At 63.0% G+C, this 22688-nt stretch carries 23 protein-coding genes and 1 pseudogene; 12 read left to right on the top strand and 12 right to left on the bottom strand.

All coding sequences use genetic code 11. The annotated features are described in order from the left end of the window. The first annotated feature begins 201 nt into the window (after nt 1-201). The 4 genes from RLDS_RS30610 (at nt 202) to RLDS_RS30595 (ending at nt 6116) form a co-directional block, all read left to right on the top strand. On the top strand, nt 202-1551 hold the full coding sequence (locus tag RLDS_RS30610) for a tyrosine-type recombinase/integrase (protein ID WP_021224415.1): 1350 nt from the start codon (nt 202-204) through the stop codon (nt 1549-1551). Further along, entirely contained in the window at nt 1548-3335 is a 1788-nt protein-coding gene (locus RLDS_RS30605; protein ID WP_021224414.1) for a hypothetical protein, read from the top strand. Before RLDS_RS30610 ends, RLDS_RS30605 begins: the two co-directional genes overlap by 4 nt. Continuing rightward, entirely contained in the window at nt 3332-5494 is a 2163-nt protein-coding gene (locus RLDS_RS30600; RefSeq protein WP_021224413.1) for a hypothetical protein, read from the top strand. The genes RLDS_RS30605 and RLDS_RS30600 overlap by 4 nt, the downstream gene beginning before the upstream one ends. Before the next feature lie 169 nt (nt 5495-5663). Then, nucleotides 5664-6116 carry an ArdC-like ssDNA-binding domain-containing protein gene (locus RLDS_RS30595; RefSeq protein WP_021224412.1) on the top strand — a complete coding sequence of 151 codons (453 nt, stop codon included), beginning with the start codon at nt 5664-5666 and terminating at the stop codon, nt 6114-6116. On the opposite strand, the gene RLDS_RS30590 is transcribed toward RLDS_RS30595, so the two are convergent. After that, entirely contained in the window at nt 6088-6852 is a 765-nt protein-coding gene (locus tag RLDS_RS30590; RefSeq protein ID WP_001389365.1) for an IS6-like element IS6100 family transposase, read from the bottom strand. The two genes, RLDS_RS30595 and RLDS_RS30590, sit on opposite strands and share 29 nt — an antisense overlap. Before the next feature lie 61 nt (nt 6853-6913). Between RLDS_RS30590 and RLDS_RS30585 the strand changes: the two are divergent. Together RLDS_RS30585 and RLDS_RS30580 are read left to right on the top strand one after the other, a co-directional pair. Continuing rightward, a pseudogene (locus tag RLDS_RS30585) lies at nt 6914-9199 on the top strand (Tn3 family transposase); the annotation flags it as partial. Nucleotides 9200-9276: 77 nt separating this feature from the next. Beyond that, the gene (locus RLDS_RS30580; RefSeq protein ID WP_021224410.1) at nt 9277-10392 is read left to right on the top strand and encodes an IS110 family RNA-guided transposase; all 1116 of its coding nucleotides are present in this window, start codon (nt 9277-9279) and stop codon (nt 10390-10392) included. 333 nt (nt 10393-10725) lie between these two features. Here RLDS_RS30580 and RLDS_RS54975 read toward each other — a convergent pair whose 3' ends face one another. Beyond that, nucleotides 10726-10980: a hypothetical protein gene (locus RLDS_RS54975; RefSeq protein ID WP_013041563.1), complete on the bottom strand. Its 255-nt coding sequence runs from the start codon at nt 10978-10980 to the stop codon at nt 10726-10728. Between the two features lie 421 nt (nt 10981-11401). On the opposite strand from RLDS_RS54975, the gene RLDS_RS30575 reads away from it, so the two are divergent. The 4 genes from RLDS_RS30575 to RLDS_RS30560 are packed head-to-tail and all read left to right on the top strand — an operon-like array spanning nt 11402 to nt 12633. After that, complete coding sequence (locus tag RLDS_RS30575; RefSeq protein WP_013041565.1) at nt 11402-11776, top strand: type II toxin-antitoxin system RelE/ParE family toxin; 375 nt, start codon at nt 11402-11404, stop codon at nt 11774-11776. After that, complete coding sequence (locus tag RLDS_RS30570; protein ID WP_006964370.1) at nt 11773-12099, top strand: helix-turn-helix domain-containing protein; 327 nt, start codon at nt 11773-11775, stop codon at nt 12097-12099. Before RLDS_RS30575 ends, RLDS_RS30570 begins: the two co-directional genes overlap by 4 nt. Next, nucleotides 12099-12341 carry a hypothetical protein gene (locus RLDS_RS30565; RefSeq protein ID WP_013041566.1) on the top strand — a complete coding sequence of 81 codons (243 nt, stop codon included), beginning with the start codon at nt 12099-12101 and terminating at the stop codon, nt 12339-12341. The genes RLDS_RS30570 and RLDS_RS30565 overlap by 1 nt, the downstream gene beginning before the upstream one ends. After that, nucleotides 12334-12633: a hypothetical protein gene (locus RLDS_RS30560; RefSeq protein WP_013041567.1), complete on the top strand. Its 300-nt coding sequence runs from the start codon at nt 12334-12336 to the stop codon at nt 12631-12633. Before RLDS_RS30565 ends, RLDS_RS30560 begins: the two co-directional genes overlap by 8 nt. A 55-nt stretch (nt 12634-12688) precedes the next feature. Here RLDS_RS30560 and RLDS_RS30555 read toward each other — a convergent pair whose 3' ends face one another. From RLDS_RS30555 to catA, 9 genes are all read right to left on the bottom strand, one after another. Then, nucleotides 12689-13453 carry an IS6-like element IS6100 family transposase gene (locus tag RLDS_RS30555; RefSeq protein ID WP_001389365.1) on the bottom strand — a complete coding sequence of 255 codons (765 nt, stop codon included), beginning with the start codon at nt 13451-13453 and terminating at the stop codon, nt 12689-12691. A gap of 69 nt (nt 13454-13522) precedes the next feature. Then, entirely contained in the window at nt 13523-13852 is a 330-nt protein-coding gene (locus RLDS_RS54965; RefSeq protein WP_084514628.1) for a non-heme iron oxygenase ferredoxin subunit, read from the bottom strand. 10 nt (nt 13853-13862) lie between these two features. Further along, complete coding sequence (locus tag RLDS_RS30550) at nt 13863-14426, bottom strand: aromatic-ring-hydroxylating dioxygenase subunit beta (protein ID WP_201767455.1); 564 nt, start codon at nt 14424-14426, stop codon at nt 13863-13865. Nucleotides 14427-14428: 2 nt separating this feature from the next. Beyond that, nucleotides 14429-15877 carry an aromatic ring-hydroxylating dioxygenase subunit alpha gene (locus tag RLDS_RS30545; protein ID WP_201767453.1) on the bottom strand — a complete coding sequence of 483 codons (1449 nt, stop codon included), beginning with the start codon at nt 15875-15877 and terminating at the stop codon, nt 14429-14431. A gap of 2 nt (nt 15878-15879) precedes the next feature. Continuing rightward, a complete protein-coding gene (gene pcaD, locus RLDS_RS30540) occupies nt 15880-16740 on the bottom strand; it encodes a 3-oxoadipate enol-lactonase (RefSeq protein ID WP_021224275.1) in 861 nt (286 codons plus the stop codon). Then, a complete protein-coding gene (gene pcaF / locus RLDS_RS30535; protein ID WP_021224276.1) occupies nt 16737-17939 on the bottom strand; it encodes a 3-oxoadipyl-CoA thiolase in 1203 nt (400 codons plus the stop codon). The genes pcaD and pcaF overlap by 4 nt, the downstream gene beginning before the upstream one ends. Further along, complete coding sequence (locus tag RLDS_RS30530; protein WP_021224277.1) at nt 17936-18583, bottom strand: 3-oxoacid CoA-transferase subunit B; 648 nt, start codon at nt 18581-18583, stop codon at nt 17936-17938. Before RLDS_RS30530 ends, pcaF begins: the two co-directional genes overlap by 4 nt. Beyond that, nucleotides 18583-19293: a CoA transferase subunit A gene (locus tag RLDS_RS30525; RefSeq protein WP_021224278.1), complete on the bottom strand. Its 711-nt coding sequence runs from the start codon at nt 19291-19293 to the stop codon at nt 18583-18585. Before RLDS_RS30525 ends, RLDS_RS30530 begins: the two co-directional genes overlap by 1 nt. A 7-nt stretch (nt 19294-19300) precedes the next feature. After that, nucleotides 19301-21040: a catechol 1,2-dioxygenase gene (gene catA / locus RLDS_RS57150; RefSeq protein ID WP_021224279.1), complete on the bottom strand. Its 1740-nt coding sequence runs from the start codon at nt 21038-21040 to the stop codon at nt 19301-19303. Between the two features lie 96 nt (nt 21041-21136). Here catA and RLDS_RS30520 point away from each other — a divergent pair, with 96 nt between their 5' ends. Further along, complete coding sequence (locus RLDS_RS30520) at nt 21137-22018, top strand: LysR family transcriptional regulator (protein WP_021224280.1); 882 nt, start codon at nt 21137-21139, stop codon at nt 22016-22018. 83 nt (nt 22019-22101) lie between these two features. Here RLDS_RS30520 and RLDS_RS54955 read toward each other — a convergent pair whose 3' ends face one another. Beyond that, nucleotides 22102-22266, bottom strand: a complete 165-nt coding sequence (locus RLDS_RS54955) for a helix-turn-helix domain-containing protein (RefSeq protein WP_236616764.1) — start codon at nt 22264-22266, stop codon at nt 22102-22104. A gap of 90 nt (nt 22267-22356) precedes the next feature. Here RLDS_RS54955 and RLDS_RS54400 point away from each other — a divergent pair. Further along, on the top strand, nt 22357-22688 hold a 332-nt coding region (locus RLDS_RS54400; RefSeq protein WP_021224409.1), incomplete at its 3' end, for a transposase.

Below are 22688 nucleotides of genomic sequence, written 5' to 3'. Positions count from 1 at the left end.
TCGCCTTATCTGGACAGTCTGCGCCGTCCGCAACATTGCAGTAAGGTCGGCGATGGACGCCCACGGTAGGCAGTAATCAGGCTGGCCGTAGCGCTGACCCAAGAGCTGGCGGAGGCCAGCCTGATAGCTGCCGGGCCATAGCGCGCATCGGTGTGAAGGTCAGCTTCCGGGTGGGGGGTCCGGGGGGAGGGCTTCGCGCCGGTGTCGATCATTACTGTTTGCGAGCGTCGCGAGGCCAGGGGCCTCGATGCGCATGTGCCGCTGATCCAGCGCGACGACGCGCTCTACGATCCCGATCTGGATCGCTTCTTTCTCGACCTGCCGCTGTCGGGCGTCCGCTCGCGGCACTCGCTTCGCGCCTACGCCTATGATGTCGTAGTCTGGCTTCGTTTTCTCGATGCCTGCGGCAAGACCGTGTGGGCTGCGACCCGCGACGATGTCGACGCCTATCATCGTGAGCGACGCCGCGACGATGCCGATCACCGGATAACGGCGGCAAGCTGGAACCGCGCCGTCGCCAGCCTCGATCGCCTTTACCGTTGGGGCGAGCAGCAAGGGTTGATCGCCGACGCGCCGTTCAGCCGCCGCGCCGTGTGGCGACCGGCGCAAGGTGGCCGTCGCGGCATGATCGCGGCGCGCAACGATGCCTATGAACGTGTCGCCAGGCGATCGGATGTCCGGTTCGTCACGATGGACGACTACCGCATTTTCCGCGAGGTCGGCCTGCGCGGGCTCACCCCTGACGGCACGGAGCGCCCCGGCGCTCGCGACCGTAATGGGCTGCGCAACGCGCTGTTCGCGGATCTTCTCGTCACCACCGGCCTGCGCCTCGAAGAGGCGTCGGGCTTGCTCACCGTCGAGCTCGCGGCGATCGACCGCGAGGACGGTGACGTCCAACAACTTTGGTTGCCCCTTCCGCCGCCGCTCACCAAGGGCGACCGCGGACGCAGCGTTCTGGTCCCACGCCGGCTGCTTCGTCAGATCGCCGCCTATGTCGCGGTCGAGCGCGCCGCGGGCGTGGCCAAGTTCGCCGCGCGCGACGGTGCGGCCAGCTTCGACCGACCGATCCCTGTCACCCGCGCCGGTCTCGACCGCATGCGCGATATCTGCACCCCGGAGGAACGATGCCGCCTGATCCTGTGCGACGAGGATGGAACGCCCCGCGAGCCGGCGGCGCTATGGCTGACCGAGGTCGGCCAGCCTGTCCGCCCCAACTCGTGGGAGGTGATCTTCACCCGCGCCTGCAAGCGGTGCGCACAGAACGGCTTCCCGCTGTCGATCAGCCCGCACCAGCTTCGCCACGCCTTCGCAGTCCATATGCTCGCCTTGCTGATCCAGCAGCGGCTGCGCGAAGCGGCATTGCCGGTGGGGCCGGTGGAGAGCTATCGGCTGATCCTGGGCGACCCGCTGCAACAGGTGCAACGCCTGCTTGGCCACGCCAGCCTCACCACCACCTATATCTACCTCGACCATATCGCGACCCGCGCCGATACGGTGGACGCGGCCGTCGAGGAGCTGCTGGCGTTACTGCCGGGGCCGCAAGGCGTATGAGCGGGCGTCCCCGCAAGGGCCGGCCTGTCGCCTTTGCGCCGATCACGCCGGAGCGATCGCAGCCCGATCCTGTGCTCGGCCTCAAGTTCACCATCGAGGCGCGGCATGGCGGAACGGTCCTAGTCGATATGACCGGGCTCGATCCTCGCCCACTCGCCATCGCTTTCGCCGGTGCGCTGCGTCGATCGGCGGCGCTCGGCGGCCCCATCGGTGCGGCCAGCGTCATCAAGCAGTATGTTCAGGTCTATCGCCACTTCTTCGCCTGGCTTGGCGATGATGCGCCGGAGGTGACCGGCGTCAACGACCTGCGCGCAGTCCATATCGATGGCTTTGCGTCCGCGCTCGAACGGCGTGGGATGGGCGCGATCCACCGGCACATAACGGTCGGCAAGGTCATCAACACGCTGCGCGCGATCGAGGCAGACCGGCCCGATCGGATCGCGCCCGACCTGCATGAGCGGCTGCGCTACACGCTGGCCACTTCGGCGGGCCGCTCGACCCCGCGCGATGCCTATAGCCCCTTCGTCGCCCGCGCGCTGCGCGACGCCGCGAGGGCCGATATCGAAGCGATGCTTCGCCGCCTCGGCGCCGACGACCGCACTGATGAGGGCGACCCTGTCGTCGCCAGGGCGCGCGCCGATGTCGAAGCGATCATCGCGCGGCAGGGCTTTATCGTCGCAGACCAGCCCGCGCTGAAGCGCCTCTATTTCATGCGCATGCGGCGCGGATTGCCGATCAGCACGCTCATCGACGACCTGCATGGCCGCCATCATCTGCTCGCGCGCGATCTGCCGGCGCTGCTCGTGCTGCTCACGCTCGATACCGGCCTCGAGCCGGAGTGCCTGAAGACGCTGACCGTGGATTGTCTCACCAACCCGCATGCCGGCACGGTGGAGCTGCGCTATCTGAAGCGCCGCGCCCGCGGTGCCGAGCACAAGAGCATGCGGGTCCGCGATGGTGGTAGCGGCACACCCGGCGGCCTCATGCGTCGCCTGATCGACGTCACCGCCGTCGCACGCGAGCATCTGACCGACGATTGCCTCTGGCTCTATCACAACGTTGGCGGCCTTCGCGCCGGCATCGTCGATCCCAAGTTCCAACTCGCCGCCTGGGCTCGTCGCCATGGTATCGCCGGCGATGATGGGAAGCCGCTCCATCTGCTGCTTTCCCGGCTGCGCAAGACCCACAAGGCGTTATGGTACACCAAGACCGAGGGGCATATGGCCCGCTTCGCGGTCGGTCACACCCGCGAGGTTGCGGCGCGCCACTATGCCGATCTGCCGTCGCTCCGGCCGTTGCACGAGGCGGCCGTCGCCGATGCCTTCCGCGCAGCGGTCGCTGCGGCGATGCCGACCGTGCTTCCACCCACCGCCGAGCAGGCGCTGCGCGAAGCGCCCGAACAGGTCGCGTCGCTGATGTCGGCTGATACGGTGGGTCCGGTGCTCGACGGCGAACAGGATGTCTGGCTCGCCGCCTGCGCGGGCTTCCATAGCAGTCCTTTCGCCGAGCCCGGTTCGCCCTGCGCGCAGCCCTTCTGGGGCTGCCTCGATTGTCCCAACGCCGTCATCACCGCGCGCAAGCTCCCCGCGATCCTCGCCTTTCTCGCGTTCGTCGAAGAGCAGCGATGCAGCCTGCCGGCGAGCGACTGGGCCGCCAAGTTCGGCCGCGTCCACACCCGGATCACGGTCCAGGTCCTGCCGGTCTTCTCCGATGCCGTTATCGCCGAAGCGCGCCGGCAGATGGGGAGCGAACGGCTCTATCTGCCGCCGGAGGCACGCGCATGACCACGCCCGTCCATGCCCTCGTGCCCGCGTTCGACGATCGCCCTGTGCTGGCGAGCGCGCCGCTCAAGGCGGGCCATGCCCGCGAGGAGCTGTCGCACGTCGGCGACCCGACCTGGGATCTCGGTCCCGCCGTCTTCCGCGAGAACGCTCGGCGCTGCCACGTCACCGTGCATTTCGACGTGCTCGAACATGCCGATGTGCAGGCGGCAATGCGCGCCTATCTCTACGCCCGCCTCAACGTCGGTCTTCCCGGCTACCACCCGAAGCTGCCGCCCGCCAGCATCCGACAGGCATTCAACCGGGCTCGCCGGTTCTTCGCCTTCGCGCGCGAGCGGCTTGGGCGGCTCGACCTGGGCCGCATCGATCAGGCGCTGATCGACGCTTATGCGCGCCACCTGCGGGATGATTCAGCGCGGCGCCCCGTCATCGTCGGCCAGCTCTTGCAGGTGGTCACCGATCTCTACCATCTCCGGGATCACCTGCCTGGAGGCGGTCTCGGGTTCGAGCCGTGGGCCGGGCAAGCGGCTGCGCGCGTCGCCGGATATCGGCATGTGCGCGAGAACCGCACCCCACGCATGCCGGAGGAGATTGTCACGCCGCTGCTCGCCTGGTCGCTGCGCTATGTCACGACCTTCGCGACCGATATTCTGGCGGCTCGGGTCGCGCTCGATCGGCTCGAGGCAGTCCGCGCTCGGCTGCTCGCCGCCGAACGCGGACTGCCTGATGCAGAGCGCCGCCTGCGGCAGCGCGCGCGCCTCGAGCGCTATCTCGCGCGCCGAGCCCGGCAAGGACGCGGCGTGCCCATCTGGACGACGGCACACAACGGCGCCACGCGCATCGATCCCCTCACCGGGGATGCAACCCCGCCGATCAACGCCCATCTCCTCCATTTGCATGCCGGCATCGATGCCGTCGCCGAGCCGGCCATGCATCTCATGCTCACTACCGGCGCACCGGATGTCATTCGCGAAGCGGTTGCATCGCTTGGTACCGAGGTCGGCGGCATGGACACGCCGATCTCGATCGCTCCCGAGAGCGGTCGGCCATGGCGTGCCCGCTTCGACGTGAAGACCCTAGCGATCGAGGAGCGGATGCTGCAGGCCGCCGCCTATATCGTATGCGCCTATCTGACCGGCATGCGCGACTGCGAGGTCCAGGCGATGCGGCGCGGCTGCCTCTCGATCGCGCGCAGCGAAGACGGCCTGATCGAGCGGCAACGCGTCCGATCGACCCTCTACAAGCGCCGATCGAGCGCCGGTGAGTCGGCGAGCTGGGTGACGATCGAACCGGTGGCCGAGGCGATCACGGTGCTCGAACGGCTGTCGGAACACGCGGCACGGAAGACTGGAAGCGACACGCTCTGGCCGGTGCTTCGTCCCCGCGCTGTCACCAAGACGCATCTGTCGAGCGAGGTGGTCCGCCAGCTCAACGCCTTCCGCGACCACCTCAACACCGTCTTCGGCAGCCCCGATGCGCCGGTCATCCCACCCGGCCCCGATGGCAAGCCGTGGCGCATCACGACGCGGCAGTTCCGGCGCACCATCGCGTGGCACATCGCCAACCGTCCGTTCGGCACCATCGCCGGCATGATCCAGTACAAGCATGCCTCGGTCGCCGCTTTCGAGGGCTATGCCGGGACCAGTGGATCGGGGTTTCGCGCAGAGGTCGAGGCGCAGCGCCGGCTCGGTCAGATTGACGATCTGCTGGACTATTTCGACCGGCGGCAGGGCGGCGCATCACTCGGCGGACCGGCGGGACCACGCATCGCGCGGACCCTCGACGATGCCGCCGTTAAGCTCGGGCCACTGCCCGCCATGATCGCCGATCGGGCCCGCCTGCGCGTCATGCTCGCCAGCGTCGCGCGCACCTTCCATGTCGGCCCGCTCGCGGATTGCTTCTTCGATCCCGCGACCGCGCTCTGCCTCAAGCGCGTGACGACCCCCGATCCCGCGCAGCCGCTTACCGCCCTGTGCGAACCGACCCGCTGCCCCAACGCCTGCATCACCGCCCGCCACAGACCGGCCTGGGAACGTGCGGCGGCCGATGCCCGGGCGCACTTACGCGAACGGCGCATCTCCGACCTCCAGCGTCAGGCGCTCCAGCGCGAGCTTGATCGCCTGACCGCGGTGATTGCCGGGATCGACCCTCCCGCGCCGTAGACCACCCCGGCTGTTGGCGGAGTCCTGCGCCGGTCGGCGCGCCCGCGCAACGGCTTCGCCGTCCTTCGCTTCGCTGCGGCCCTGACGGGTGCGCGAGCCCCCCTGTGCCCGGCGCGAACGGGCCTCCGCCGCCGGGGATGGTCCCCGGCGCGAGAACGGAGAACATATCATGTCAGCCTCACCACGCTCAGACGTCTACGCTCGCGTCACGCAAGCGATCGTCGACGCCATCGAAGCCGGCACCGGCACCTGGCGCATGCCGTGGCATCATTTTGGCGCCGACGTCACCCGCCCGACCAACGTCGCCAGCGGCAAGCCCTATCGCGGCATAAATACGATCTCGCTCTGGGCGGCCGCCTATGGCAGCGGCTACGCGAGCGGGGTCTGGGGCACCTATCGCCAGTGGCAGGCGCTCGGCGCGCAGGTCCGCAAGGGCGAGCACGCCAGCCTCGGCGTCCTCTGGAAGGAGTTTCGCGCGAAGGGTGACGACGCCGGCGGCGATGACGACCATCGACGGCTTTTCGCCAAGGCGTTCAGCCGGCTCTGTTGCAAAGATTGGCGGCAGTCAGAGGTAGGCTGTCGCTCTGCGCCGATCAGGCGGCTGCTGCGAAATGGTGGTTGAGCATGCCCATGGCCTCCGTCAGCGCCGAGGGCCCAATGCCAAAAGCTCTCTCCACAAGGCGCACCTCGCCCCTGATGCCGGGCTGCAGGCACCAGGGGCGAGCCTGTCCTTTGCGCAGGGCTCGCATGACTTCGAATCCCTTGATCGTGGCATAGGCCGTGGGGATCGATTTGAAACCGCGCACCGGCTTGATCAGTATCTTGAGCTTTCCGTGATCGGCCTCGATCACGTTATTGAGATACTTCACCTGCCGGTGGGCCGTCTCCCGGTCCAGCTTTCCTTCGCGCTTCAATTCGGTGATCGCTGCACCATAGCTCGGCGCTTTGTCGGTATTGAGCGTGGCAGGCTTTTCCCAGTGCTTCAGGCCTCGCAGGGCCTTGCCCAGGAACCGCTTCGCTGCCTTGGCGCTGCGGGTCGGCGACAGGTAGAAATCGATCGTGTCGCCCCGCTTGTCGACTGCCCGGTACAGGTAGGTCCACTTGCCCCGCACCTTGACGTAGGTTTCATCCAGGCGCCAGCTCGGATCAAAGCCACGCCGCCAGAACCAGCGCAGCCGCTTCTCCATCTCCGGGGCGTAGCACTGGACCCAGCGATAGATCGTCGTATGGTCGACCGAAATGCCGCGTTCCGCCAGCATTTCCTCAAGGTCGCGATAGCTGATCGGATAGCGACAATACCAGCGCACCGCCCACAGGATCACATCACCCTGGAAATGGCGCCACTTGAAATCCGTCATCGTTCCGTCCGTCCAATCTCCGCCAAGCATGCTCAAGCTTCACGATTTTTGCAACAGAGCCCTGCTGCGCGATATTGGGATCGATCCCGATATCGCGGCAGGCATACATCCTGAACGCCTGCGACGCCTCTGTCAGGAAGGGGCTCGGCTGACGGCGCAACATGTCCGAACGCTGCAAGCAACGCGGCGCCGTGCGACGCTGGCGGCAACCGTACTCGAAACCATCGTCACGCTCACCGACGATGCGGTGCTGATGTTCGACCGCCTGCTGGGTCAGATGTTTCGGCGCGAGCAGAACAGCGCAGACACAGCGCTCAAGCGCGACCGGCGCAACATCAACGGTAAGATCCGGCTACTTGCCCGGCTCGGCGATGCCCTGCTCACTGCCAAGGTGTCGGGCGGCGACATCGGCGCCGCGGTCGAGGCCGTAGTTGGATGGGATGATCTTGGCCGTGAAGTCGATGAAGCCCGCAAGCTGATCCGCCCCGATGCCGTCGATCCCGTTACCGTCGCCGCAACCAACTACCCCGTTCTCCGACAGGTCGGTCCCTTGTTCATCGCCTCGTTCACGTTCGGAGCGGTCCCGGCCTGCCATACGCTCGCGCGAGCAGTCGCTATCATGCGCGACCTTCATCTAGGTCGCCTGAAAAAACTGCCGCCGGATACACCAGTTGCCTTCATTCGGCAGGCCTGGCGTCGCGCGATCGGCCCCGGCATTCCCGATCGCAGAGTTTATGAATTTTGCGTCCTAGTCGAGCTTCGTGACAGGCTTCGTGCCGGCGACATGTGGGTCGAGGGAAGCAGACGCTATCGTGCCGTCGAGCAACAGCTTATTCCAAGTCCGGTATTTGCCACCATGCGCGCAGCCGGCCCTTTGCCGATCCCGGCACCCGATACGGCCAGTGCCTGGCTGGACGAACGGCGTACCCGTCTCGCCCGGAGATTGGCAGAGGTCGAGCGGAAGGCGGAGACGGACGCGCTGGAAGACGTACAACTCAGCCTTGGCAAGCTGCGGATTTCGCCGTTGAAGGCGGTCACGCCGGATGAAGCGGATAGCGCCCTTGCGCCGCTCTACGCCCATCTGCCCGCGATCCGCATCACCGATCTCCTTGCTGAAGTCGATCGATGGACCGGTTTCAGCCAGTGCTTCACGCATCTGCAAAGCGGTCGGGTTGCCGATGAACCCCGCGCTATCCTGACGGCGGTGCTCGCCGATGCGACCAATCTTGGCCATAAGCGCATGGCAGAAGCCTGCGATCTCGTGACCCAACGCCAACTCAGTTGGCTCGCCTCATGGCATTTACGCGAGGAAACCTACGGTAGGGCTCTCGCCCGGTTGGTCAATGCCCAGCACACCGCGCCGCTCGCCGCCCTGTTTGGGTCCGGGACCTCGTCCAGTTCGGACGGTCAGAACTTCCTGCTTGATCGCCGTGCTCAGGCGACCGGCGCAGTCAATCCGCACAAGGGGGCGGAGCCTGCTGTCTCCTTCTACAGCCATGTCTCGGATCGCTACGCGCCGTTTCATTCCACCGTCATCTCCGCATCCGCAAGCGAGGCGGCGCAGGTGCTGGACGGGCTGCTCCATCATGGTGCCGATCTGCACATTGAGGAGCATCACGTCGATGGTGGGGGCGTTTCCGACCATGTGTTTGCGCTATGCCATCTACTTGGATTCCGGTTCGCGCCGCGCATCCCTAACATCGCCGCGCGCCGGCTTCACCTGTTCAACGGAATCGAACCTGGCCCAGATATCGCGCCGCTGGTCGCGGGCAGGATCGACGAGGCCCTGATCGCCGCACACTGGGACGACGTGCTGCGCTTGGGCACCTCGATCCGCACCGGCGTCGTGAGTGCATCGATCATGCTGGAACGGCTCGGCTCCTATCCACGGGCCAATGGCCTGGCCTTGGCACTGCGCGAGATCGGCCGCGTCGAGCGCACCCTGTTTACACTCGACTGGATCGAGCAGCCCGAACAGCGGCGCCGCGCAACCCGCGAACTCAACAAGGGTGAGGCCGAAAATGCTCTGAAACGCGCCATCTTCTTCCACCGGATCGGCCGCATCCGTGATCACGCCCTGCAAGCCCAGACCCATCGGGCGAGCGCGCTAAACCTCGTCGCCGGTGCTATCGTCCTGTGGAACACGACCTACCTGCAAGCCGCCCGCATGCATCTTGCCAGTCTCGGCCGGTCGGTCCCGCCGGACCTGTTGCAACACCTTTCGCCGCTCGGATGGCAGCACATCAACCTCACCGGCGATTATCTTTGGACCGACCCCGATGCGCCATCGTCCGCCCTCAGGCCGCTTCGCCAGATGCACGCCGTCGAAGGTCCGGCGAAACCTTAGACCCGATGACTGCGGGAAGCCTTTGCGGCTCAAATCTGAGATGTTGACGGTGGAGTAGTCAGCAACGGAGGCGAGTCATGTCGAATGTGGCGAAGTATATCGGGCTGGATGTGCACAAGGCGACCATCGCGGTCGCGGTTGCGGAAGGCGGGCCCGGAGGCGAGGTCCGCTTCGTCGGTACCGTAGCCAACGATGACGATGAGGTCAGGAAGCTGGTCAAACGACTGGCAACACCAGGCGCGACGCTGAGCTTCTGCTACGAGGCAGGGCCTTGCGGCTACGGGTTGCAACGGTTGCTGATCAAGCTCGGGCAGCCGTGTATCGTGATCGCACCGTCGATGATGCCGAGACGGCCCGGCGACCATGTGAAGACGGACCGGCGAGACGCGATGACGTTGGCGCGCCTGTTGCGGGCGGGGGAACTGACGGCGATCTGGGTGCCGGATGAGGCACATGAGGCGGTGCGCGATCTAATCCGCGCGCGACGCAGTGCCCAGGAAGATGCGACTGCAGCCAAACAGACTGTCCGTAGCTTCCTCCTTCGGCATGATCGTCGTTTTGAAGGACGGTCTGCATGGACGAAAATGTATTGGCGCTGGCTATCGGAACAGCGCTTTGATTATCCGCATCAACAACTGGCGTTTGAGGAGCTTCAGAAGCGGGTGCTGGAAGCGCAGGCCCGCGTCGTCCGTCTCGAGTCCGCGCTCGGCGAGGCGGTAGCGTCGTGGCATTTCGCCCCATTGGTGCGCGGACTTCAGGCCTTGCGCGGCATCAAACTGGTCAGCGCTGCCACGCTGGTGGCCGAGGTCGGCGACCTTACCCGCTTTGATAATCCCAAGCAGCTGATGGCATATGTCGGCCTCGTGCCCTCCGAGCACTCCAGTGGCGCGCGTACCCATCGCGGTCGCATCACCCGTGCTGGGAATGCGCAGGCACGCACCACGCTCATCGAGGCAGGCTGGTCGTACCGGCTGCCGGCGCGCGAGGAGCGGCGCTACCGGGAACGCGTCGCCGATCTGCCGGAGGAGGTTCAAGCTATCGGCTGGAAAGCCCAGGTGCGACTGTGTCAGCGTTTCCGTCGATTGTCGGCGACAGGTAAGCCGCAACCGAAGGTGACGACCGCGATCGCGCGCGAACTGGTCGGCTATGCCTGGGATATCGCACGCCGGATGGCGCCTGCGATGGCCAACTAATTTCGCCTGTGGCGACAATAAGAGGAGGCGCCAGCGCATCAGCTGCATAGCCTTGGCCGGCGTGCCGCGGGCACCCGACTGTGATGGGCAATCCACGGTGTACGGTGGGGCAGGTTCGTCCGATGCCCGAGCTTAGACGGAGGATAGGCCCAGCGACGGATACGGGTAGTGCGGTGACCAATCCGCGGATGAGAGCTTGATCAATCGTCGTCGATCAGGAGTCCGCGGCACACCCGCCAAGGTTCAAACAGTCGCTGGCGTTGACGTCAGCGGAGGAGTAAACTCGGCCAACATCTCAGATGGCAGTCATGAGAGCGTATATCTGGGTCCGTTCTATGTACCGACCCCGTTCTGCCGATGCAGGAACAAGACGCGATCGGTCAAATGTGGCAATTCATCAACACAATCCCAAAATTCATCTTCGGGAAATGTCATGCGCGGTGACGCCATGCACGTATCTATTGATTGTTGCAGATAACAATCTGCGGCTGAATCATCGACCTCAACGAGTATCGCAAGAGCTTTTTCCATGAACTCTAGGGCAACCGCTTTCTGTTGCTCTCGATAGATATTGGAAGAATCAACCATAGCCTAGTCCTCCTTTCGGTCGCTGTAGGGAGGACGATGACTCAACAATAGGGAAATTGCACGCGCAACTAGGGCCAGATTGAGCAGTAATTTTATTACAACGGCAAGCAGCCCTCGCCTGCCCGGACAGGGGCGGCGCGTGGCATCGGCTAGATTGTTTGTTGGTCTTCCGACGATGGCTAGTCCTTGCGGGCCATCGTCGGAAGTGGACGGCCGCACAAATTGGGGGGCGTGGGCCGCGCCGGGCCTCTAGCATAAAATTACGGCCCTGCATCCCCGGCGTTGATACATTCGTCGCGCAGGGCGCTCGATTGAGCCGCCCCGATCGCGGTCGCCTCAATCGGCATAGCGAGCTGGCAATATGCACATACGCGCATAATTTCCGCTTGCGGGCTATGTATATTTGTGCATAATAGCCGCGATGGATACGGAACGGCCGGTTCGATGGGTGGCATCGTCAAAGCGCGATTTTCGGGAGTTCCCGGACGATGTGCAGGACGTAATGGGCTATGCCCTGCACCTTGCGCAGCAAGGCGGGCAGCACGCCAGCACTAAGCCGTTGAAGGGCTTTGGCGGCGCTGGCGTGGTCGAGATCATAGACGACCACCAAGGCGATACGTTCCGCACGGTCTATACGGTCAAATTCGCGGAGGCGGTCTATGTCCTGCACGCCTTCCAGAAGAAATCCAAGCAGGGCAAGGCCACGCCGCAGGCCGATATGGATTTGATCCGAACGCGGCTGAAATCCGCCGAGGAGCATCACCGGCAACACCAGACCCCGCGAGGCACAGCATGAGCGCACAGGACGAAATCATTGAGGAAGGCAGCGGCAATGTCTTTGCCGATCTAGGCTTTGCCGACCCCGACACCCACCTTTTGAAAGCCCAGCTCGTTACCCGTGTGGCCGAGGCCATGCAGGAGCGGAAGTTGACGCAGATCGCCGCCGCCAAGGTTACGGGATCTACCCAACCGGAATTGTCGCGCATCCTGCGAGGCCAGTTCCGCAGCGTCTCGGTTGAGCGGCTTCTAGCCATGCTCACCCGGCTTGGCTGCAAGGTCGATATTGTCGTGCGCCCGCAGGGGCGGACCACTGAATCGGCCGTGATCCACTTCGCCTAATGTGCGATGATTTCGCGCAAGCCCGGCTCGATATGTTCGAGGCCGGGCTATTCGGCCAAGGGCCTGCCTTCTGGCGCTGGATCGAAACCGACGCGGCGCAACCCTATCTTGCCGCTTTCGCCGCCGATCGACGGCCGCCCGAACCCGGCGAACCCTTCGCTATCGACCTTGCGGCCGACGACTTGCTTGCTCCCGATCGCCTCGCCCAGCTCGCCCTACAGATCGAGGCCGACCATGCTTGATCCCAATCCGTCCGTAGCCGACCTTGACGCATTGCTAGATCGCCACCGCAATGACGATGCGGCTATGGAAAAGATCGTTCGCGGGTATCTCCGTTGCGCGATCTACAGCTATCAGAAGCATTGCGTTTGGCGCGCCTTGCGCCACATCGGCAAGGACGATTGGAGTTTCAAAGAGGAAGACGTTGCCGCCTTGAGGGCCGAAGGCGCGAAATCCATTTCGGACTTTCGAGACTGGCTCATTGAGGAGCTGGCCGGGATGGGGATCAGCGCCCACACCGGCTTGCCGAATTGAGGGCTCTGTTGCAAAGATTGGCGGCAGTCAGAGGTAGGCTGTCGCTCTGCGCCGATCAGGCGGCTGCTGCGAAATGGTGGTTGAGCATGCCCATGGCCTCCGTCAGCGCCGAGGGCCCAATGCCAAAAGCTCTCTCCACAAGGCGCACCTCGCCCCTGATGCCGGGCTGCAGGCACCAGGGGCGAGCCTGTCCTTTGCGCAGGGCTCGCATGACTTCGAATCCCTTGATCGTGGCATAGGCCGTGGGGATCGATTTGAAACCGCGCACCGGCTTGATCAGTATCTTGAGCTTTCCGTGATCGGCCTCGATCACGTTATTGAGATACTTCACCTGCCGGTGGGCCGTCTCCCGGTCCAGCTTTCCTTCGCGCTTCAATTCGGTGATCGCTGCACCATAGCTCGGCGCTTTGTCGGTATTGAGCGTGGCAGGCTTTTCCCAGTGCTTCAGGCCTCGCAGGGCCTTGCCCAGGAACCGCTTCGCTGCCTTGGCGCTGCGGGTCGGCGACAGGTAGAAATCGATCGTGTCGCCCCGCTTGTCGACTGCCCGGTACAGGTAGGTCCACTTGCCCCGCACCTTGACGTAGGTTTCATCCAGGCGCCAGCTCGGATCAAAGCCACGCCGCCAGAACCAGCGCAGCCGCTTCTCCATCTCCGGGGCGTAGCACTGGACCCAGCGATAGATCGTCGTATGGTCGACCGAAATGCCGCGTTCCGCCAGCATTTCCTCAAGGTCGCGATAGCTGATCGGATAGCGACAATACCAGCGCACCGCCCACAGGATCACATCACCCTGGAAATGGCGCCACTTGAAATCCGTCATCGTTCCGTCCGTCCAATCTCCGCCAAGCATGCTCAAGCTTCACGATTTTTGCAACAGAGCCGATTTGTTTCATGAGGACTTGACCTCTCCTCCATCAAGATCGACGAGAACGTCATCACCATCGACTTTGACAGGAAACACTCGAAGCGCCTGGCACGGCGGCGTGGCTTTGACCTTACCGGTCCGGACACAAAACTTGCCCCAATGGAGAGTGCATTCCACTATGTCGCCATCGAGATACCCATCAGAGAGGGACCAATCTCCATGAGTGCACGTGTCCTGAACCGCGAAAAATTCCCCGCCAACGTTGCATATGAGGACGGGCTCTGACCCGCCCTCATAACGATGCATTTCGCCTTTCGGTAGATTCTTTCGCTCTATTACTTTCGTGTATCCCACAATCCGATCCTCAGAAGAAGAAGCTTAAGTTATTCGACAGAATTGTGGTCTGGTCGATCAGGATCGTGCGATTGACGATTTCAAAGCCGGCATCAGTACGGGTTCGACGCAGGCGATCTCGACGTTCGCCAGCAAAGATGTCGAGTTGACGCTCCAACCGATTACGGTAGACGATGAATGCTGCGGACACTTCATACTCGCCGGACCTATCCCCTTCTTCGATCATTACGTTAGAGATAACATGACGGGTGCGCGAAGCGGGGTTCTCAGACCATCCAACGTCAGATGTTATCTTCCGGATGCGCCCAGTCATCATTTGATGATCGTCATCGAAGTGGGCGAAGCTGCGCGAGTCACCAAACTCGTTTCTTGCTTCCCGCATGACACGAGTCGTACGGATTGGCATGAAATAGTGGATATCTTGGGCCAAGAGAGAGAACCACTCTTCATATCGACGATCATCAAGAAGCCTCGCTTCCCAATAATAGAATTGTTCGATCTCGTGCTGTAGATTCAGCGGCACGAGGCGGGGCTTCATCTGTCCACTTTCTGTTGTCTTCACCATTACCGACATGCTCACATCCCCCTCCTTGTGTCGCTTTCTTGCGAATAGCCGGCCGATTGTTCTACGGAATCGGTATGGATGCCGTTTGAGTCCAACTTATTTACCGATCCAGGACGCGTCTGATTCAATGCCGCCCAATTCGGCGAGGTCATCATACGCGCCCAGTGCGTATAGAAGCCACGCGCCGCGTTCTCGTTGTAGACATAGCCAATGCGGCCTGGGTAGTCCGGGTGGCTTCCCTCGTCCCTGCCGATTCCCATGGAAACGACGAATGGTCTGCTCCGTGCTTTATAGCCTTTCAATATTTGCTGAACCTCGACCCAGTTCTCGCCGTCGTCCTGATCGAACACTCCGCCTGCTGAAAACGAGCGCATGGACTGCCTACGAAATTCATCCTTGATCTCGTCTGAAGCATCCGCATCCACGACCGTAAAAGACCACACTTCTATCTCATTGGGTCCGCGGGGATGCCACATTCGGACCATGTTGACGCCTGCAAGGAAGCCACAGCTTGGAAACACTGCCATGTGTAGGAGGGCCATCCGTGATTGCGCCGTGGCACCGAAACGCAGCGCAGCCTTTTCAGCAGCGGCACCTTTAGTCCAGTAATCGACTACTTTCTCACCGCTCGTCGCAGTCAACAGATTGGTGTCGTCCAAATAGAATCCTGCGCCATGCCCCCCCCATAATGCGCGGTACTGATGACCTTCCGTCGGCGGCGGCAGATCACTCAGGCCCTTGTCAGCTGGCAGCCCGGCGAGAATGCCCGAAATGTGAGAGGTCGTACCTGCGTGATACATGTCACTACACATTTGTTCTGCCGCAAACTTCCAGTTACAGGGGATTACCCATTTCTCAATGCCGGGAATAGCGACCGTGCCAGCCTCTGTCCGGTCGAACATATGGTCCATATAGAATCTAGCTTCGCCCAGATAGGTGGCTAAATCCGGCGCCTCGGTATCCCAATTCGCGAAGATCAAGCCTTTATACGTTTCGACACGTGCCTGAAGCGGTCCCGATTCTTTCTTGTCCAACGTCGGAAAGCACTCGCTGTAGGGAACATTTACCAACGTTCCCGCAGTGTCGTACGCCCAACCGTGATAGCTACAGGTAAACGACTTAGCATTGCCGCAATCTGCTCGACAAAGCCGCATTCCTCGGTGACGACATTGATTGAGAAAGACTCGGATGCTAGCGTCCTTCTGCCGAACGACAAGCACCGGATCCTCACCCATATAGTTGGTCATGAAGTCGCCGGCCTTTGCGATCTGCGATTCGTGCCCCAACAACAGCCACGATTTTGCGAAGACCCGCTCGAGCTCCAATTGATAAAGAGCTTCGTCTGTATAGATGCGTGGGTCAACCCATCCGTGCTGATCACTCACCAATGCGGCTATATCTTCTTTCGCCCATTTCGTCGCTTCCGAGGCAGTGCGGACGTTATCGGTCATAGTTTTCATGGTCATATCTCCGTTTCAACATTGAAGTCACTCATAACAGATCGTTCTGGCATCGCCTCGCCCGGCTCGCCCGGCCATGAGTCTAGGAAGCTCAGAACCGCGCGTGCGAAATCGGCCGGCTGTTCCATGTTGCCGAGGTGCGCTGCCGACAGAAACAGCAAACGCGAGCCGCGGATCGCGCCCGCCAGCGCTTCGCTATGAGCGGGCGGGGTCGCAGGATCGGCATCTCCGCCGATGACGAGGGTCGGCAGGTCGATCAGCTCACCGAGCCGGCGCAGGTCCATGTCGCGGATGGCTGCACAGCAGCCGGCATAGCCGGCGACGTTCGTCGTGAGCAGCATGCCACGCACCCTGTCCAGGCAGGCGTCGCCTTTCTTGACGAATTCGGCCGTAAACCAGCGCTCGATCGACGCTTCGGCGACGGCGGCCATCCCCTTCTCGCGGATCAGGACAATGCGTCCGTCCCACGCTGAAGGCGGCCCCATGAAGGCGCTCGAATGGGCGAGCACAAGACGCTCGATCCGCTCGGGCGCGCGCGCACCCAGCCACTGACCAACCATACCGCCGAGCGAGAGGCCGCAGAAGTGGACCAGCGGGATTCCGAGCACGTCGAGGAGTTCCACAACGTCTCGACCAAGTCGATCTAGCGAATAGGCACCCGGCGGAGCATCCGAACCGCCGTGGCCGCGCGTATCATAGCGCAGTACACGGAACTGCTCCGCAAAGGTGGAGATCTGCGGCTCCCACATCTCCATAGTCGTGCCGAGCGAACTGGAGAGCAGCAGCACCGGTGCCCCGGCTGGTCCGTCGAACCGGTAGGCGATCCTGCAGCCATCGCCCGTGACGATGTGATCGATCATCATACGCGCTCCAGCAGCATGCCGATGCCCTGCCCCACCCCGATGCACATGAAGGCGAGCGCATACCGGCCGCCGGTGCGCTGCAGTTCCTCCACCGCGCTCATCGTGATGCGCGCGCCAGACATGCCGAGCGGGTGTCCGAGAGCGATGGCGCCGCCATTCCTGTTCACCCGCGGGTCGGCGGGATCGATGCCGAGATCACGCAGCGTGGCTATCGCCTGGCTCGCGAAGGCCTCGTTGAGTTCGATCACGTCGAGATCGTTCGGAGAAATACCCGTGCGTGCGAACAGCTTGCGCGCCGCTTCGATTGGGCCGACCCCCATGATGCGCGGCGCGACGCCTGCCGACGCCATGGCGATCACGCGCGCCCGCGGGGTCAGCCCATGCTGCTTTGCCGCGGCTTCAGAGGCCACCAGCATCGCTGCCGCACCGTCGTTCAGGCCCGATGCGTTACCGGCCGTCACCGTCCCGTCACGCCCCACGACCGGCTTCAATTTGGCAAGCAGTTCGGCGCTCGTGGCGCGCGGATGCTCGTCGCGCTCGAAGAGGACTGGGTCGCCCTTCTTCTGTGGAATCGCGACAGGCACGATCTCTGCGGCGAGCCGTCCGTTCGCCTGCGCCGCCGCCGCCTTCTGCTGGCTGTTGAGCGCGAAGGCGTCCTGATCCTCCCGGCTGACCTTCCACTCGACCGCGACGTTCTCCCCCGTCTCGGGCATCGAGTCGACGCCATAAGCATGGCGCATCGCCGGATTGACGAAGCGCCAGCCGAGCGTCGTGTCCTCGATCTTCTGCGCGCGGTCGAAAGCGGCGTTGGCCTTACCGAGCACGTAAGGCGCGCGGGTCATATGCTCGACGCCACCCGCGATGAACAAGTGGGCATCGCCGGCGCGGATCGCCTGGGCGGACGACCCGACGGCGTTAAGGCCCGAGCCGCACAGGCGGTTGATAGTGCCGCCAGGCACCTGCTCCGGCAATCCCGCCAACAGCACCGCCATCCGAGCGACGTTGCGATTGTCCTCCCCAGCCTGGTTTGCGCAGCCGAGTAGGCAGTCGTCCACCGCTGCCCAATCGACACCCGGGTTGCGCTCGATGAGCGCCTTGATCGGAACCGCCGCAAGGTCGTCGGCGCGGATGGACGATAGGGTGCCGTTCAGCTTGCCGATGGGCGTGCGGACTGCGTCGCAGATGAAGGCTTCGCTCATGCGGCCAATGCCCCTGTGACGGTGACGTGCGCAGCGGTCTTCGCGCGCACCTCCTCAATGCTGATGCCAGGTGCGAGCTCCACCAGCCGGAATCCCGGCTTGTCACAGGCGATCACGGCAAGATCAGTTATGATGAGATCGACGCAGGCTCTGCCGGTCAGCGGCAGCGTACAGCCTTCGAGCAGCTTGGGGTCGCCCGCCTTCGTGACGTGATCGGTGATCACCACGACGCGCTTCACCCCGGCGACGAGATCCATGGCGCCGCCCATGCCTTTCACCATCTTGCCGGGAATGGTCCAGTTGGCGAGGTCGCCCGTCTCGGCGACCTCCATCGCGCCGAGCACTGCCATGTCGATATGGCCGCCCCGTATCATCGCGAAGCTGTCGGTGGACGAGAAGAAGCTGGAGGTCGGCAGCGTGGTGATCGTCTGCTTGCCGGCGTTTATGAGGTCGGGGTCGGCCTCGCCCTCGAACGGGAATGGCCCCATGCCCAGCATCCCGTTCTCGGACTGGAGGGTCACGTCGATGCCGCCGGGGATGTAGTTGGCGACCAGCGTTGGGATGCCGATGCCGAGGTTCACGTAGAAGCCATCCTGCAGTTCCTGCGCGGCGCGGGCCGCCATCTGTTCGCGCGTCCAGGGCATCAGGCAGCCTCTCTCGGTCGGGTCGTGAGCTTCTCGATCTTCTTTTCGTTGATGGTGCTCAGGACGATCCGATCGACATAGATGCCGGGCGTGTGGATGCAGTCCGGATCGAAGGTCCCGGCGGGGACAAGCTCCTCCACCTCCGCCACGGTCACCTTGGCTGCCGTCGCCATGACCGGGTTGAAGTTGCGCGCGGTTCTGCGGAACATCAGGTTCCCGGCCGGATCCGCGCGCCACGCCTTTACGATCGCCAGGTCGGCGCGTAGCCAGGTCTCGCGGACATATTCCTGGCCTTCGAACGCCTCGATCGGCTTGCCCTCGGCGACGACCGTCCCGACCCCGGTTCTGGTGTAGAAGGCTGGGATACCAGCCCCGCCCGCCCGGATCCGCTCGGCTAGCGTTCCTTGCGGATTGAGTTCCAGCTCCAAGTCTCCCGAGAGGTACTGCTGCTCGAAGAGCTTGTTCTCCCCCACGTAGGACGAAATCATCTTCTTCACCTGGCGGCTTTCCAGCAGCATCCACAGGCCGAAGCCGTCCGCGCCGGCGTTGTTCGAGACAACGGTCAGCGCCTTCACCCCGCTCGCACGGATCTCGGGGATCAGGCTCTCGGGGTTGCCGGACAGCCCGAACCCGCCCGACATGATCGTCATGCCATCGAAGAGCAGGCCATCCAGCGCCGCAGCTGGACTTTCGAAAAACTTGTCGGCCATGATGTCGTCAGGCCGCGAGCGCGACGCGGCTGCGGGAAGATGCTTCTGCCTCTTCTGCCTCGCCAGCCGTGATGAGCGTGAAGTCGAAGGCGATTTCCGTGAAGGGCGTGTTGAGGCCCTCCGCATGAATGGCAGCAGGATCAGCTTTTCGTTCGATCGGCGGAATCAAGTCATCGCGCGTCGCATAGGCGAAGTCATCATGCAGGTATGGGTCGCCGTCGATGTTGATCTGCGTCGTCAGATGGCGGTAACCGGACGCCGACACGAAGAAGTGGACATGCGCGGGACGGTTGCCGTGGCGACCAACAAGGTCAAGCAGTGCCTCGGTGGTTCCGCCCTTAGGCACAGCGTAGCCCGACGGTACGATGCTACGGAATTTGTACCGGCCCTCTTCGTCGGTCTCAATTTGCCGACGAAGGTTGAACTCGCTCTGGGTTTTGTCGAAGTAGCTGTAATTGCCGAGTGTGTTGGCATGCCAGACATCGACGATCGCGCCGGCAACGGGCTTCCCATCTTTGTCGACCACGCGCCCGTGCATAATTAGCACTTCTCCGTCATCGGCACCGTCGTCCAGCCGCGCAAAGCCCTTCGAGCGCGGGGCTCCCTTGACGTAGAGCGGACCTTCGATGGTGCGCGGCGTGCCCCCTTCGATCCCGGCTTCCGCGTCGGCCGCGTCCATGCGCATGTCCAGGAAGTGTTCGAAGCCGAGCCCTGCCGCGAAGAGTCCGAATTCCGGGGCGGCAGACGCCATGAAGTTCAGAGCATGCCAGAACTCGTCCTCGCTTACGTCGAACTCATCAATGGTCGCGAACAGGTGCGCCGAGGCGATAGAGCCGATCGGCCCTTCGAGCATGGTCCCACCGTACAGGCCGATCCCTGCGGCCTCCGCGATCCCGGCGACAGCGGCGCCAGCGCGTAGGCCTCCCGACTGTGCGATCTTAACGGCAAATACATCGGCTGCGGCATCCGTCGCATGGCGCAGGGCATCGATCGGACCTCGCAGCCCTTCGTCAGCCATGATCGCGGTCCGGCCCATCGCGGTGAGACGCGCCATGCCGGAGACGTTCGCGCCGGAGATCGGCTGTTCGATCAGGTCGACATCGGCATCTGCCAACATGGCGACGCCGCGCTTGGCGGTTGCCTCATCCCAGGCTTGGTTGACGTCCACCCGGATGCTGGCTTGGTCACCAAGCGCGCGCTTTATGGCGGCAACGTGCGCGACGTCCTCGACAAGGTCGCGCTTGCCTATCTTGAGCTTGAACGCCTTGTGACGCCGCTGATCAATCATCGTCTCAGCCTCAGCGATGTCACGCGCCGTGTCGCCGCTCGCGAGCGTCCACAATACAGGGAGGCGATCGCGCACGCGCCCCCCCAAAAGCTCGCTCACCGGCACACCGGCACGCTTGCCGGCCGCATCGAACAGGGCGGTCTCGACTGCATTTTTGGCGAAATGATTGCCGACAATCGACTTGCGCAGCAGCATCGTCGCTCGCGCGGGCGATGCGTCGGAGCCATGCAGCAGCGGTGCGACGTGACGATCGATTGTGAGTTTGATGCCTTCGGGGCTCTCGTCCCCATAACTGAGGCCGCCAATCGTCGTACCTTCGCCGATCCCCTCGACCCCGTCGGAACAACGGACGTGAACGAACACCATCGCTTGGGTCCGCATGGTCGCCATCGCGAGCACGTGCTGGCGTATCGTCGGCACATCGACAATGAAGGTTTCGATGGTTTCGATAGTGACCATTCTCGTCCTCCCTTTTTTTATCTTCCTCGAAACATAGGACTTGTGCCTATCAGATGGAAAGATCATCTCGGTCTGGCTTGATACCCTGGAGGTATAATGGAACTGCGACACTTACGATATTTCGAGGCAGTTGCAGCCGAGCGGAACTTCACTCGTGCGGCGGAGCGGCTGGGAGTCGCGCAACCGCCGCTTAGCCGGCAGATCAGAGAACTCGAGATCGAGTTAGGCGTGGCGTTATTCGATCGCGACAGTCGACCGATCCGCTTGACGGAAGCGGGCAGTATCTTCCACGAGCAGGCGACGCGGATCCTTTCGAGTATCGAGCAGCTCCGCCGCTCGATGCAGCGGCTTACCCAGAGCGCGCAGCGGCGCTTCGTGGTCGGGTTCGTGGGCTCTATAGTCTATGGGATGATGCCGGGGGTCATCAGGGAGTTCCGCGCGCGAGCGGACGGGCTTGAGATCCAACTTCTCGAGATGAGTACTATAGAGCAGGTGGTTGCGTTGAAGGACGGGCGCATCGACGCGGGGCTCGGCCGCATCCTCATCGACGACCCGGCGATCCAGCGGGAAGTGCTGCAGGACGAGCCGCTGATTGCGGCGATCGGCACCGCCGATACGCTGGCGGCAGCGGACTCCATTTCTCTTTCGGATTTGATGGCCCGCAAGCTGCTGGTCTATCCAAGCCAGCCGCGGCCCAGCTACGCGGACCAGGTTCTCACGATCCTCCGCGACCATGGGCTCACGCACACCGACGTCGAGGAAGTGCGCGACGTACAGGTTACTCTCGGGCTGGTCGCGTCGGAGGCCGGGGTCGCGCTGGTCCCGTCTTCCATGCGGCACGTCCAGCATGACGACATCATATATGTCAGGGTTCGCGATGAAGGAGCCACTTCACCAATCATCCTCAGCTTTCGGGTCGGAGACAGTTCAGCAGATGTTCGGTTGTTCGAGCAAATTGCACGTCAGCTTTTTCGCTAGGCTGATACGCGCAAAGTGAGATCCAAGTGGAGTATGTAAATCGCTAAACTGCAGAATTGTACAAATCCGGCGAATTTACTGCTTTAAGGCTCCACATATTTACCTTCGACAACTCGGGCTTCTTGCATAGGTGCAGGAAGGTGCCGATAGAGTGTGGCAATCGAAACGCCGATTGTTGGAGCTATCTCGCCTGCCGACATCCCAAAGGCAAGGAGTTTCCCGGCCGCCTCAATGCGTCGAGGCGTCATGACCCTCTTTCGGCCACCTAGCAGGCCGTTGACGAAGTCGGCGGTGGCTGATTCAGTGCGGCAGTGGGATTGTCTGGCGGGTTAGCGGCGATGGCGATGGGGCGTGATAGCGAGGTCCAGTCCGATTTGATCGTGACGTGGGCGGAGATACCGCGTTCACCGGGGCATGTTTTCTACGACAAGCTCCAGAAGCTGCTGGCCGAGGCGGGCTTCGATGGCTTTGTCGAGAAGACGTGCAAGCCCTATTATGCGCCGCGGATGGGAGCCCCGTCGCTGCCGCCGGGCCGCTATTTCCGCATGCTGCTGATCGGCTATTTCGAGGGCATCGACAGCGAACGCGGGATTGTCTGGCGCTGTTCGGATTCGCTGTCGCTGCGGGAGTTCCTGCGACTGTCGAGCCGCGACAAGGTCCCTGATCATAG

Origin of the sequence: Sphingobium lactosutens DS20 (genome assembly GCF_000445105.1) — a bacterium.
In the GTDB taxonomy this organism is placed as follows: domain Bacteria; phylum Pseudomonadota; class Alphaproteobacteria; order Sphingomonadales; family Sphingomonadaceae; genus Sphingobium; species Sphingobium lactosutens.
This window is presented reverse-complemented; position numbering and strand designations above follow the sequence as displayed.